This window comes from Streptomyces sindenensis (assembly GCF_014649035.1).
In the GTDB taxonomy this organism is placed as follows: Bacteria; Actinomycetota; Actinomycetes; order Streptomycetales; family Streptomycetaceae; genus Streptomyces; species Streptomyces sindenensis.
Window position 1 is genome coordinate 148,941 of record NZ_BMSG01000004.1, and the last position, 13,052, is coordinate 161,992.

The window sequence follows — 13,052 nt, forward strand, 5'->3', positions numbered from 1 at the left end:
CCGGGATGATCCTCTACCTCCACTTCGGCGACCCGCAGCCGGACCCCGTATACCGCCGACTCCTCGACATGGTCGGCGAGTTCACCCCCGTCGCCCAGGCCCTGCCGCCGGACGCGGCCCTCGCCGACGTGTCCGGGAGCACCCGCTACTTCGACCGCGACGCCGCCGGGCTCGCGGCCCTGATCCGGATGCGCGCGGCCGCGCTCCACGGCCTCGACGTGACGGTCGGCATCGGCCCCAACCCGCTGCTCGCCCGGCTCGCCGCCCACCGCGGGGAGCCCGGCGCCATCCGCACGGTCCCGGACGACCCCGAGGCCGTCACCCGGTTCCTCGCCGGGCTCCCCGCCTCCGCGCTGCCCGGCGTCGGCCCGGCCACCGCGCGCACCCTGGCCTCGTACGGCCTGCGCACCGCCGACCGGATCGCGGCCACCCCGCTGCTCACCCTCCAGCGCATCCTGGGCGCGGCCTCCGGGCGGGAACTGCGCGACCGCGCGGCCGGCATCGACCCCACCCGCGTCCGCTCCGGCGCCCCGCCCCGAACGGTCGACGCCGAACACCGCTTCGAACGCGACGAGTCCGACGCCGCCCGCCGACAGGCCGCCCTGACCCACCTGACCGAACAGCTCGGCGCCCGCCTCCGCGACGAGCGGCAGACCTGCCGGGTGCTGACCCTGACCGTCCAGTACGCCGACCGTACGGGGCACACGTCGATCACCCGCAGCCGCACCCTCTCCGAGGCCACCGCACACACCCCCCGACTCCGCGCCGCGGCCCACACGCTGCACGGCGCTCTGGGACTCCAGCGGGCCCGGGTCCGCTCGCTGGCCCTGCGCGCGGGCGACCTCGGCGACGCGGCCTCCGCCTCCCGGCAGCTGACCTTCGGCCCCGACGACGACCGGGCCCGCCGCATCGAAGCCGCGGCCGACCGCGCCCGGGCCCGCTTCGGGGCGGGCGCGGTACGGCCCGCCAGTACGGCGGGGATGCGGTGAGCGTCCCTGGGGTACCGGGTCCCGCGACCGTGGCGCGCGGCCATCACGCGCCCGTGCCCCTCAGTCGCCGAGGTGTTCCGCCCGGTGTGCCGCCCACCGCTCCATCAGCGAGCCGAGCTCCTTGTCCAGGAACAGGAAGAACTCCAGGGTCTCGTTGATCCGGCGGCCCTGCGGGGTGTCGAGTCCGAACTGCTCCACGCCCTCCCGCATCGTGGTCTGCCAGTTTCTCAGAGAGGTGTCCCGTTCGAGCAGTGCGTTGTGCCACTGGTCGCCCTGGACGCGATAGCGCTCGCGCCGGGACCCCGGCTCCCGCTCGCGGCTGACCAGGTTGACCTGGGCGAGATAGCGTACGGCTCCCGACACGGCCGCCGGGCTGACCTTCAGCTGCCCGCTCAGCTCGGCGGAAGTGAGTGCGCCCTGTTCCGAGGAGAGCAGGGCCGCGAAGACCCGGGCCGGCATGCGGGGCATGCCCGCCTGGACCAGTTGGGCGGCGAACCGCTCCACGAATCGGGAGACGGCCGCCGCCGCCTCGTCGTCGTGCGTGCGGTTGTCCGTCCGCCGCTCATCCATCGTCTGACCCCGGTCTCCGTGGTTCCCGGCGCTCGTGTGCCGACCGCGTCCGAGGCCAGTCTACGAGCGATTCATACGCTTCCTTAACTTCACACATTTCTGAAAGAAGCGTAGCTTCGAAATATGAAGAAGGCCATCACCGTCTCCCAGCTGCACAAGTCGTTCGGCCCGACACACGCCCTCACCGGCCTCGATCTCGACGTGGAGGCCGGCGAGGTCCACGGCTTCCTCGGACCCAACGGGGCCGGCAAGTCCACGACGATCCGTGTTCTGCTGGGTCTGCTGCGCGCCGACTCCGGAGACGTCCAGCTCCTCGGCAAGGACCCGTGGAGAGACGCGGTCGAGCTGCACCGGCGGCTCGCCTACGTCCCCGGGGACGTCGAGCTCTGGCCGGGCCTGACCGGAGGGGAGGCCATCGACCTGCTGGCGAAGCTGCGCGGCGGCCTCGACCGGCGGCGGCGCGACGACCTCATCGACCGGTTCGACCTCGACCCGCTCAAGAAGGGCCGTGCCTACTCCAAGGGCAACCGGCAGAAGGTCGCCATCGTCGCCGCGCTCGCCTCCGACGCCGAACTGCTCCTCCTCGACGAGCCCACGGCGGGCCTCGACCCCTTGATGGAGGTCGTCTTCCAGGACGTCATCCTCCAGGCGAAAGCGGCGGGGAAGACCGTGCTGCTCTCCAGTCACATCCTGGCCCAGGTCGAAAAGCTCTGCGACCGCGTCAGCATCGTCCGCCAGGGCCGCACCGTGCAGTCGGGCACGCTCGGCGAGATGCGCCACCTCACGCGGACGACCGTCGAGGCCGAGACCGAACGCCCGGTCACCGGACTCGACACCCTGCCCGGTGTCCACGCGCTGAGGGCGACCGACGGGAGGGTGCACTTCGCCGTGGACGGAGTCCACCTCGACGCGGCGATCCGCAGGCTCGGCGAGTTCGGCATCCGGAGTCTGACCAGCCACCCGCCGACGCTCGAAGAGCTGATGCTGCGTCATTACGGCGACGAACTCGCCTCCTCCGCCTCCTCGTCCGACCCGGGGAGCGTTGCCCGATGACCGGTGTCGCCACCCCTCTCGACGCCCCCGGCAGGCCCACGCCCGCCAGGATCCAGCCCGCCGCCTTCACCGGCACCGGGACCCTTCTCCGGTTCAACCTGCGGCGCGACCGCGTCCGCATGTCCCTGTGGCTGCTCGCCCTCACTCTGGGCACCCTCGCCACGGCGGCCGAGTACAAGACGCTGTACTCCACCCCGGAGGACCGCGCCGCGGCCGTCAGCTCCATGGACAGCCCGGCCGCGCTCGCCATGACCGGCCCCCGCCACTATCTCGCCGACTACACCGCGGGCGCGGTGCTCGGCCACCAGATGCTCGGCTTCATGGCCGTCCTGGTCGGCCTGATGAGCGTCCTGATCGTCACCCGGCACACCCGCGACGAGGAGGAGACCGGCCGCGCCGAACTGGTCCGCTCCACCGTCGTCGGCCACCACGCCCACCTCGCCGCCGCCCTGGCGGTCGCCGTCGTCGCCAACCTCGGCCTCGCCCTGCTGCTGGCCCTGGGCCTCACCGCGACGGACCTCGACGGAGTCGGTCCGGGCGGGGCACTGCTGTACGGCCTCGCACACGCCGCGATCGGGCTCGTCCTCGCCGGTGTCGCCGCGATCACCGCGCAGATCACGGCGCACACCCGGGGCGCGTCGGGCCTGGCGCTCGCGGTGATCGGCGCGGCCTACGTGCTGCGGGCCTCCGGCGACGTGGGCAACGACGCCCTGTCCTGGCTGAGCCCGATCGGTTGGATCCAGCGCACGTACGTCTTCGTCGACGACCGGTGGTGGCCGCTCGCCCTCTGCCTCCTCCTCGCCGCCGCGACCGCCTCCTACGGTTTCGTGCTGAGCACCCGGCGCGATGTCGGCGCGGGCCTGCGCCCCGCGCGGCTCGGCCGGCGCACGGCGTCCGATGCCCTCACCCGGCCCTTCGGCTTCGCCCTGCGGCTGCACCGGGCGACGCTGCTCGGCTTCGCCGCCGGGTTGTGCCTGATGGGCCTCATGTACGGCTCGATCCTCGGCGAGGCCGCCGGCATGGTGGAGAACGTCGAGCAGCTCCAGGAGGCGCTGAAGGAGATCGGCGGCGCCACCGTGGCCGAGTCGTTCGCGTCCATGGTGATGGTCGTCGTCGCGGTCGTCGCCGCCGTGTACGTGGTGATGGCCGCGTTGCGGCCACGTGCCGAGGAGAACGCCGGCCGCGCCGAACCGCTCCTGGCCACCGGCCTCTCCCGCAACCGCTGGCTCGGCAGCCACATCGCCGTCGCCCTGACCGGCGGTACGGCGCTGCTGCTCCTGGCCGGGCTGTGCTTCGGCGTCTCGGGTGCGGCGTCGGCGGGCGACGGGAGCCTGGTCCTCGAACTGACCCTGGCGGCCGCCGCGTACGCCCCGGCCCTCTGGGTCACCGTCGGCGTGGCCGTGCTGCTCTTCGGCTGGTTCCCGCGGGCGGGAACGGTGGCCTGGATCGTGCCCGTGTACGCGTTCCTCGTCGGATATCTGGGGCCCATCCTCCAGTTCCCGGACTGGCTGACGAACCTGTCGCCCTTCGGCCATGTGCCCCGGCTGCCGGCCGCCCCCATGGCCTGGACCCCGCTGCTCGCCCTGACCGCCGTCGCGGCCGGACTGATCGGGCTGGGACTGGCGGGCTTCCGTCGCCGGGACCTGGACATGAAGTGAGGGCCGCTCGCACCGGGGCGGCCGTCACCACCCCGTCCACAGCAGGTGGTTGACGAGCAGGGCCGGAACCGCCGAAGCGACCAGCCACCACCGCGCACCCCGGCGGGGCAGCAGCGCCGCCGCGGGCAGCAGCCACAGCAGGAACGGCTGCCAGATGCGCTCCGTCTCCGCCTTGCTCATACCGGAGAGGTCGGCGGCGAGCAGTGCCGCCAGCGCCGCCAGCACGAGCAACGCCAGCCGCCCTTCCGGTGCCGCCGCCCGGGGCCCGCCCCGCAGGGCCCGTACGGCACCGGGCGCGGCCGCCGCGCTCCGGCGCAGCCCCGCGACGGCGGCGAGCCCGGCCGCGACCGTGGCGCAGGCCAGGTTGGCCCAGACCCAGTAGCCGTACGGGCGGACGCCGCCCGCGCCCTGGTAGTAGCGCTCGACCAACAGGTGATAGGCGGTCCACCAGTTGAACCCGACGAGGGTGAAGGCCACCGGGACCACGAGTGCGCCGAGCAGGAACACCGGCACCGGGCGCGCGGTCCGGGCGAGCACCAGTACCGCGAGCAGGACGGCCGCCATCAGCCCCAGCCCGTAACTCAGGTAGCAGGTCCACCCGAACAGCAGACCCCCGCCTGCCGCCGCGAGGGCGGGGAAGCGGACCCGGCGGGTGGCGGCCAGGGCGAGCAGCGCCACCGACCAGGCGGCGACGGCCGTGAAGTAGCCGTCGGCGGAGACCCCCGCCCAGACGGCGGCCGGGGCGAGGACGAGGAAGGGCGCCGCCCGCCGCGCCAGGCGCTCGTCGGCCAGCACCCGGACGGTGATCAGGGCGGCCAGCACAGCCGAACTGCCCACCACGACACACCAGACGGCCGCCCAGGCGCCGCCGCCGAGCCCGACGCGGTCCAGCCACACGAAGGTCAGCGTCGCCCCCGGCGGGTGTCCGGCGACATGGGCGGGCCAGTTGCCGGGCGCGTCGAGCAGGATGTGGTCGGTGAAGCCGCGCAGCGTGGTGGGGATGTCCGCGAAGCGGTCGATGACCTGCAGATATTCGTGCTTGGTGGTGAGCCGCCGCTCGACGCCCCGGTACCAGCCGTCGATCAGCGCCATCGAGAACACCCAGGCCGTGGACCCGGCCCAGGCCGCCGCGAGGAGCCCGCGCCAGGGCATCCGGGCGGCGAGCGACGGGCCGTACGCGACGACCAGCACGGCCAGGGTCAGCGCGGCGGGGGTGCCGGGGCCCAGATGGGGGTCCCAGGAGGCCAGGAAGGGCGGCCACTGGGCGAACAGCGTCTGGTCCCGGTCCTGGATGACCCGGCCGATGAGCACGGCGGCGGCGACCAGCAGCACGCCCGCGGCGGCGGCGATCAGGTCCGCCCGCCGGGCGCGCCGGGTGCGTCCGGCGATGCGGTCCGGCGGTCCGGGCGGGCCGTGTCCGGTGCCGTCGGCGGTCTCCGTGGGGGTGACGTCCTCGGTCTTCACGCTGGCACGCTATGCACTTCGGGCGGCGATCGGGCGGTCCGGCGGGGCCGCGTCACCGAACCGTCAGATTCGCTCCTCCCCGCCGCTCCCGGACGTTGCGCCCGTCGCCCCGTCGCCCCGTCGCCCCGTCGCCCCGTCGCCCCGTCGCCCCGTCGCCCCGTCGCCCCGTCGCCTGGTCCGGCCCGTCCGGCCCCGACGTCAGAATTCCGTCAGGAGTCGTACCCGCCCGTGGACGGTGTTCCGCGCTTAGCGTCGGTCCATGCCCGAACGCCGCCCCACCCGCTCCCTCTCCGGTGCCCTCCGCACCCCGCGTACGCCCGCCGACCCGGGATTCTGGCGCAGCCCCGTGCGCGGGGCGCGTTTCACCGCCGTACTCGGCGTCGTCCTGCTCGTCGGCCTCACCCTGCTGTCCGTCACCGGCCTGCTCTCGTACGCGGCCTACAACCCGGACCTGAACCGGGTCAACGACAAGACCCCGGGCAAAGGCCTGCTGGGCTTCTACCTGTTCCCCTGGCCGACCGGTCCGCACTGGCTCTACCGGCTGACCCAGGGGCTGCACGTCACGGTCGGCATCGTGCTCGTGCCCGTCCTGCTCGCGAAGCTCTGGTCGGTGATCCCCCGGCTCTTCGCCCTGCCGCCCGCCCGGTCCGTGGGCCGCGCCCTGGAGCGGCTCTCCCTGCTGCTGCTCGTGGGCGGGGCGTTGTTCCAGTTCATCACCGGACTGCTCAACATCCAGCTGGACTACATCTTCCCCGGGTCCTTCTACACCCTGCACTTCTACGGCGCCTGGGTCTTCCTGGCCGGGTTCGTCACCCATACGGCCCTCAAGGCGCCGCAGGCCGTTCGGGTGTTGCGCAACGGCATCCCGCGCGGCGAGGCGGACACCCTCGCCGCCCCCGACCCGATGCCCGCCACCCTGTCCCGGCGCGGTGCGCTGGCCATGGTGGGAGCCGGTTCCCTGCTTCTCCTGGTCACCTCCGCCGGCCGCAGTTTCGACGGGCCGCCGCGCCGCATTGCGCTCCTCACCCCGCGCGGCGGCACCGACCCGGGGCCGGGACCGAACGCCTTCCAGGTCAACAAGACCGCCGCCGCCGTACGGATCACACCCGCCGACACCGGTGAGAACTGGCGGCTGACGGTACGGGGGCCGTCCGGGGAGTTCCGCTTCTCCCGGGCCGAGCTGCTGGCCATGGAGCAGCACACCGCGGCGCTCCCGATCGCCTGCGTGGAGGGCTGGTCCACCTCCGACCAGCAGTGGCGCGGAGTGCGGCTCGCCGATCTGGCGGCGCTCGCCGGGTACCCGGACCGGCCGCCGGGGGTCTTCGTCGAGTCGCTCCAGCGCAGCGGTTCCTTCCGCAAGGCCGCGCTGCGCGACAACCAGGTCCGTGACGGCCGCTCGCTGCTCGCGCTGGAGGTGAACGGCGCCCCGCTGTCGCCCGACCACGGCTACCCGGCCCGGATCATCGTCCCCGCCGCGCCCGGGGTGCTGAACACCAAGTGGGTCGAGACCCTGACGTTCGGAGAGCTGTGATGTCCACCCGAGCCGTGCCCCCGCCCTCCGCCGCACCCCGCCGCTCGCGGTTCTCACCCCGCCGCCTGTACGGCGAGGGCCCGCTCCACCTGATCCTGCTCGCCGCCGCCTTCTGCCTGGCCGGCTACGCGGGCGTACGGCTGCTGGACGGGGACACCGTCGGCGTGCTGCTCTGGTTCGCCGGGGCGGCCGTCCTGCACGATCTGGTGCTGCTGCCGGTGTACGCCGGGGCCGACCGGGCGCTGCGGGCGGCGCTCGGCCCCCGGACGGTCCTGGTGAACTTCGTCCGGGTGCCGGCGTTCCTCTCCGGGCTGCTCCTGCTGATCTGGTTCCCGCTGATCGCCCGGCGGACCGAGCGGCGGTACGAGGCCGCCGCCGGCACCACCCCGGACGTCTACTTCGGCAACTGGCTGCTGATCACCGGCGCGCTGTTCGCGCTCTCCGCGCTCTGGCTGCTGGTCCGGGCGCTCCGCTCCCGTACGGGGCGGCGCAGCGACACGAACGTCCGGCCCTCCGCGCCCCACTGATCGGCCGTACGCCAGCCGCCCGCGCCGGCGTGCCGCAGCAGGGCCGGTGTCCCGATCCGCGCCCAGGGAAACGGCTCGGCGGCCTCGCGGGCGGCGGGGGCGGCGCCCGGTCCGGGTCCGCCCCGGCCGTCGTCGAGCCGGACCCGGACCCGTTCGTCCACGTCGACGGGGGCGGTCTCGGCGATCAGCAGCCCGCCCGCGCCGAGGAGATCGGCCGCCCGGTCCAGCAGCGCGGCCGGGTCCCCGCCGATGCCGATGTTGCCGTCGAGGAGCAGAAGGGTGCCCCAACGGCCCTCACCGGGCAGTGGGTCGAAGACGCTGCGGAGCAGGGCCGCACCACCGAGACCGCGCGTACGGGCCACCGCCGTCTCGCTGACGTCGATGCCCAGGGCCCGGTGCCCGAGCGAGGCCAGCTCGGCGACCAGCCGCCCCGGCCCGCAGCCGATGTCCAGCACCGGCCCCTCGCACCGGTGCAGCGCGGACAGGTCGGCGGAGCCGGCGGCGGAGCACCAGCGCTCCACGTCCAGGGGCAGCAGCCAGCCGTCGGTGCGGCGCAGGAACAGCGGGCCACGGCCGGTGCGCAGGGCGTTCGCGTACGGGTCGGCGCCCCAAGGGGCGGTGCGGGGTGCCGCCGGAGCCGTACCGGTCCCGGCGGATGCGGCGGGGGCCGCCGCCGCGAGTTCGGACGAGGGCACGGTCGTGCTCATCGCACCCCCGCTCCGGTCAGCCGGTCCAGGACCGCGGCGAACCGGCCGCGTGGCGCGGCCGACGCGACCCGGTGGGCGTCGGCCGCGGTGTCCACATCGGTCAGTACCGGCAGATCGCGCACGACGAGCCCCGCCTCCACCAGCCTGCGCCGCTGCACCGCGCCGGTCTCCGGGAGGGACATCGGCACCCCGCGCAGCAGAGCCGGATCGGGTTCCGCCAGGCCCAGGGCCCAGAATCCGCCGTCCTCGGCCGGACCGAACCAGGCCCCGCAGCCGTCCCAGGCGTCCGGGGCGAGAGCGGGGGCGAGCAGCCCGGCCGTCAGCTGCGGGGTGTCCATGCCGACCAGGAGGGCCGGCCCGGTGCACCCGCCGAAGGCCGCCGCGAGACGTTCGTCCAGACCGCCCCCGCTCTGCGGCACCACCTCGAACCCCGGGGGCGCCCAGGGGCCGGGCCGCCCGTCGAGGACCAGGACCCGCCGCCGGGCGGGAAGGGTGAGCAGGGTCTCCAGGGTGTCCGTGAGGGCCGCGGCCGCCAGCTCGGCGGCCTCGACGGGGGAGAAGGGCGGGCAGAGCCGGGTCTTGACCCGTCCGGCCACCGGCTCCTTCGCGATGACCAGCAGTTCCGTCGGCCCCATCGGCATCGGCCCGTACGCGCTCATCGCCCGGCCCCCGCCCCCGCGTGGGCGGACCGAACGGGCGCGGGGTCCGCCGGTGGTTCGCGCAGGACGCTCCGCATGTCGCGCACGGCGTGCCAGGTCCCGCGCCAGGTGCCGGTGACCTTCGACTTCCCGGTCCGCGGCCGGTAGGGGACGTCGCTCTCGGCGACCCGCAGCCCGGCGTCCGAGGCCCGGACCACCATCTGGAGCGGGTAGCCGCTGCGCCGGTCGGTGAGATCCAGGGCCAGCAGATCGGCGCGGCGGGCCGCGCGGAGCGGGCCGAGGTCGTGCAGGCGCAGGCCGGTACGGCGGCGCAGCATCCGGGCCACCGCCAGATTGCCGGCCCGCGCGTGCGGAGGCCAGGCGCCACGGCCCTCGGGACGGCGGCGGCCGAGCAGCAGATCGCACTCGCCGTCCGCGATCCGCCGCACGAAGCCGGTCAGGAGGGCGGGATCCAGCGAGCCGTCGCAGTCGCAGAAGCAGACGAAGTCGGCCTCGGCGGCGAGCAGCCCGGCGTGAGCGGCCGCGCCGAACCCCCGCCGGTCCTCCGTGACGACCTTCGCGCCGAGGGACCGGGCGAGCTCGGCCGAGCCGTCGGTCGAGCCGTTGTCGACCACGATCGCGCGCCAGCCGTCGGGGATGCGGTCGAGCACCCAGGGCAGAGCGGCGGCCTCGTCGAGGCAGGGCAGAACGATGTCGGCCTTCGGGGGACCGGTGTGCGGGGCGGGCGGACAGGGAGGGGCGGCAGAAGAATCAGTCACCCGCCTCACCCTACGGAGACAAGTCGGGCATTTAAGGCATCAGGTTCTTACGAAACTTGGACATCGGCCGGATGGGGGTGAGCGGCTGTCGGCGCGCCGGGAGCGGGGTGCCACAGTGGGGCCATGGAGAACACCCCGTCCGCCCACCCTGTGACGCCCGCCCCCGAGGGGACGCGCGGCCGGGTTCTCGTCGTGGACGACGACCCGACCGTCGCCGAAGTGGTCGTCGGATATCTGCACCGCGCCGGTTACGCCGTCGAGCAGGCCGACGACGGACCCGCCGCACTGGGACGGTTCGCGGCCTGCCGGCCCGACCTCGTCGTCCTGGACCTCATGCTCCCCGCCATGGACGGGTTCGAGGTCTGCCGCCGCATGCGGGAGCACGGCCCGGTCCCCGTCATCATGCTCACCGCCCGGGGGGACGAGGAGGACCGCATCCTCGGCCTGGAGACCGGTGCCGACGACTACGTCACCAAGCCGTTCAGCCCGCGCGAACTGGTCCTGCGGGTCGATTCCGTGCTGCGCCGCGCCCGGGCGGCCGTACCGGCGGAAGGGGCCGGCGCGCTGTCGGGCGGCGGGCTGCGCCTCGACCCTGCGGCCCGGCGGGCCTACCGCAACGGCAACGCACTCGCCCTGACGCTGAGGGAGTTCGACCTGCTCGCCTTCCTGCTCCGGCACCCCGGAAAGGCATTCGGGAGGGAGGAGCTGATGCGGGAGGTCTGGGGGTGGGACTTCGGCGACCTCTCCACGGTCACCGTCCATATCCGCAGGCTGCGCGGCAAGGTCGAGCAGGACCCGGCTCGCCCCCGGCTGATCCGCACCGTGTGGGGCGTCGGGTACCGCCTGGACCTGGACGCGCAGGGCCCGGACGCCGACGCGGAGGCCGGCCCTGGCGAGCGCCGGGAGAGGGGCCGGGCACGGTGACCGACGTCCTGCTCATCGCGCTTTTCGCCTTCCTGGGGGCGGCTGCCGCGGGGCTTCTCGGGGCAGGGGTCCTGCGCCTCCTGCGGCACCGTTCCCTGGTGGTGTCGCTGAGCGTCGTCGCCGGAGTGGCCGTGGCGGCGATGCTCGCCGGGACGCTGACGGTCTGCTGGGCGATGTTCCTCTCGCCCCACGACCTCTACGTCGTCACGACCGTCGTCGCGATGGCCGCCCTCATCTCCCTGGCCACCGCGATCCTGCTGGGCCGCTGGGTGGCCGCGCGGAGCCGCGAACTGACACTGGCCACCCGGTCGTTCGGCGACGGCGGCACCTTCGCCGCACCCACCGGACAGCCCACCGCCGAGCTGGCCGCCCTCGCCCGTGAACTCGCCGCCACCAGCGCGAAGCTGGACAGCTCGCGGGAGCGGGAGCGGGCGCTGGAGACCTCGCGGCGCGAACTCGTCGCGTGGATCTCGCACGATCTGCGCACCCCGCTCGCCGGGCTCCGGGCGATGGCCGAGGCGCTGGAGGACGGCATGGCGGTCGACTCCGGGCGCTATCTGCGGCAGATACGGACCGAGGTCGAGCGAATGAACGGCATGGTCGGCGACCTCTTCGAACTCTCCCGGATCCAGGCCGGTTCGCTGACCCTGGAGCCGGCCCGCATCTCCCTCGACGAACTGGTCGGCGACGCCCTGGCCGGGGCCGACCCGCTCGCCCGGGAGCACGGGGTGCGGTTGGTCGGCGACCGGATCGACGAGGTGCCGGTGGAGGTCGACGGCAAGGAGATGAGCAGGGTCCTGGGCAACCTCCTCGTCAACGCCATCCGCCGCACCCCGCCCGACGGCACCGTGGCCGTCGCCGCGCACCGCTCGGACGGGGGTGTCGTGCTGTCGGTCACCGACGGGTGCGGCGGTATTCCGGAGGAGGATCTGCCCCGGGTCTTCGACACGGGCTGGCGCGGCAGCCACGCCCGTACCCCGCCGGCCGGGGCGGGCCTCGGCCTCGCCATCGTGCGCGGCATCGTCGAGGCCCACGCCGGACGGGCCGAGGTCCGCAACGTCCGGGGCGGCTGCTGCTTCTCGGTCACGCTCCCGACAGCGTGACGGTGCCCTCCTCCCGGCGGCCCCGGCTCTCCCGACGGCGGCCCCGCGCATCGCGCAGCGGGGCCGCCGCGAAGTCCTTCATGCCCTCGGCGAAGGAGACCCGCGGCCGCCACCCCAGCTCCTCGCGCAGCGCCCGCGAGTCCGCCGTGACATGGCGAACGTCGCCGAGGCGGTACTCCCCGGTCACCACCGGGTCCGGCCCGCCGTGCGCGCCGGCCAGGACGGTGGCCATCTCGCCGATGGTGTGCGGCTCACCGCTTCCGGTGTTGTACGCGGCGAAGGACGCGGGCCGCCGCTCCCGCACCGCCTCCAGGGCCGTCGCGTTCGCCGCCGCCACATCGTGGACGTGGACGAAGTCGCGCCGCTGGCCGCCGTCCTCGTAGACCCGGGGGGCCTCCCCGCGCGCCAGGGCCGAGCGGAAGAACGAGGCGACGCCGGCGTACGGGGTGTCGCGCGGCATGCCCGGCCCGTACACGTTGTGGTAGCGCAGGGAGACCGCCCGGCCGCCGGTCGCCCGCGCCCAGGCGGCGGCCAGGTGCTCCTGGGCCAGTTTGGTCGACGCGTACACGTTGCGGGGATCGGCCGGTGCGTCCTCGGCCACCAGACCGGGCGTCAGTTCCGCCCCGCAGTCCGGGCAGCGCGGCTCGAAGCTCCTCGCCCGCAGGTCGGCCTCCGCGCGCGGGCCGGGGCTGACCGTGCCGTGCCGGGGGCAGTCGTAGCGCCCCTCGCCGTAGACCACCATGGAGCCGGCCAGCACCAGGTCACGGATCCCGGCCGCCGCCATCTCCGCCAGCAGCACCGCCGTACCGAGGTCGTTGCACCCCACGTACAGCGGTGCGTCGGCGAAGTCCTTGCCCAGGCCGACCATGGCCGCCTGGTGGCACACGGCGTCCACCCCGGCCAACGCCTCCGCCACCGCCTCCCGGTCCCGGACGTCCCCGACGACCACCCGGCCGCCCGGCAGCTCGGGCGGTGTGCCCCCGGGGTGGGCCGAGGGCAGCAGGGCGTCCAGCACCACGCTCTCGTGCCCGGCCGCGGCGAGGGCGGCGACGACATGTGACCCGATGAACCCGGCTCCGCCGGTGACCAGTACGCGCATGACCACCACG

General features: G+C 74.6%; 12 protein-coding genes. 6 read left to right on the forward strand and 6 right to left on the reverse strand.

Translation table 11 applies throughout. The annotated features are described in order from the left end of the window. Positions 1 to 5 precede the first annotated feature (5 nt). Entirely contained in the window at positions 6 to 989 is a 984-nt protein-coding gene (locus tag IE145_RS07500) for a DNA polymerase Y family protein (protein WP_189520066.1), read from the forward strand. Between the two features lie 60 nt (positions 990 to 1,049). On the opposite strand, the gene IE145_RS07505 is transcribed toward IE145_RS07500, so the two are convergent. Then, entirely contained in the window at positions 1,050 to 1,559 is a 510-nt protein-coding gene (locus IE145_RS07505) for a GbsR/MarR family transcriptional regulator (RefSeq protein WP_189520068.1), read from the reverse strand. 123 nt (positions 1,560 to 1,682) lie between these two features. On the opposite strand from IE145_RS07505, the gene IE145_RS07510 reads away from it, so the two are divergent. After that, the gene (locus IE145_RS07510) at positions 1,683 to 2,612 is read left to right on the forward strand and encodes an ABC transporter ATP-binding protein (RefSeq protein WP_189520070.1); all 930 of its coding nucleotides are present in this window, start codon (positions 1,683 to 1,685) and stop codon (positions 2,610 to 2,612) included. Beyond that, positions 2,609 to 4,270, forward strand: a complete 1,662-nt coding sequence (locus IE145_RS07515) for an ABC transporter permease (RefSeq protein WP_189520072.1) — start codon at positions 2,609 to 2,611, stop codon at positions 4,268 to 4,270. The genes IE145_RS07510 and IE145_RS07515 overlap by 4 nt, the downstream gene beginning before the upstream one ends. A gap of 24 nt (positions 4,271 to 4,294) precedes the next feature. On the opposite strand, the gene IE145_RS07520 is transcribed toward IE145_RS07515, so the two are convergent. Continuing rightward, positions 4,295 to 5,734, reverse strand: a complete 1,440-nt coding sequence (locus tag IE145_RS07520) for a hypothetical protein (RefSeq protein WP_189520075.1) — start codon at positions 5,732 to 5,734, stop codon at positions 4,295 to 4,297. A 259-nt stretch (positions 5,735 to 5,993) separates the two neighbouring features. Between IE145_RS07520 and IE145_RS07525 the strand changes: the two genes are divergently transcribed. Continuing rightward, on the forward strand, positions 5,994 to 7,265 hold the full coding sequence (locus tag IE145_RS07525; RefSeq protein WP_189520077.1) for a molybdopterin-dependent oxidoreductase: 1,272 nt from the start codon (positions 5,994 to 5,996) through the stop codon (positions 7,263 to 7,265). A 394-nt stretch (positions 7,266 to 7,659) separates the two neighbouring features. On the opposite strand, the gene IE145_RS07530 is transcribed toward IE145_RS07525, so the two are convergent. Genes IE145_RS07530 through IE145_RS07540 form a run of 3 tightly spaced genes read right to left on the reverse strand, consistent with a single transcriptional unit; the run spans position 7,660 to position 9,916 of the window. After that, positions 7,660 to 8,499, reverse strand: a complete 840-nt coding sequence (locus tag IE145_RS07530; protein WP_189520079.1) for a class I SAM-dependent methyltransferase — start codon at positions 8,497 to 8,499, stop codon at positions 7,660 to 7,662. Then, complete coding sequence (locus tag IE145_RS07535) at positions 8,496 to 9,140, reverse strand: TIGR04282 family arsenosugar biosynthesis glycosyltransferase (RefSeq protein ID WP_373296576.1); 645 nt, start codon at positions 9,138 to 9,140, stop codon at positions 8,496 to 8,498. Before IE145_RS07535 ends, IE145_RS07530 begins: the two co-directional genes overlap by 4 nt. 14 nt (positions 9,141 to 9,154) lie before the next feature. After that, positions 9,155 to 9,916, reverse strand: coding sequence for a glycosyltransferase family 2 protein (locus tag IE145_RS07540; protein WP_189520083.1), 762 nt, complete (start codon positions 9,914 to 9,916; stop codon positions 9,155 to 9,157). Between the two features lie 123 nt (positions 9,917 to 10,039). On the opposite strand from IE145_RS07540, the gene IE145_RS07545 reads away from it, so the two are divergent. Together IE145_RS07545 and IE145_RS07550 are read left to right on the forward strand one after the other, a co-directional pair. After that, complete coding sequence (locus IE145_RS07545) at positions 10,040 to 10,840, forward strand: response regulator transcription factor (RefSeq protein ID WP_189520085.1); 801 nt, start codon at positions 10,040 to 10,042, stop codon at positions 10,838 to 10,840. Then, complete coding sequence (locus tag IE145_RS07550; RefSeq protein WP_189520087.1) at positions 10,837 to 11,943, forward strand: sensor histidine kinase; 1,107 nt, start codon at positions 10,837 to 10,839, stop codon at positions 11,941 to 11,943. The genes IE145_RS07545 and IE145_RS07550 overlap by 4 nt, the downstream gene beginning before the upstream one ends. On the opposite strand, the gene IE145_RS07555 is transcribed toward IE145_RS07550, so the two are convergent. Beyond that, positions 11,924 to 13,042 carry an NAD-dependent epimerase/dehydratase family protein gene (locus tag IE145_RS07555; protein ID WP_189520089.1) on the reverse strand — a complete coding sequence of 373 codons (1,119 nt, stop codon included), beginning with the start codon at positions 13,040 to 13,042 and terminating at the stop codon, positions 11,924 to 11,926. The genes IE145_RS07550 and IE145_RS07555 overlap by 20 nt on opposite strands. Between the last annotated feature and the right edge of the window lie 10 nt (positions 13,043 to 13,052).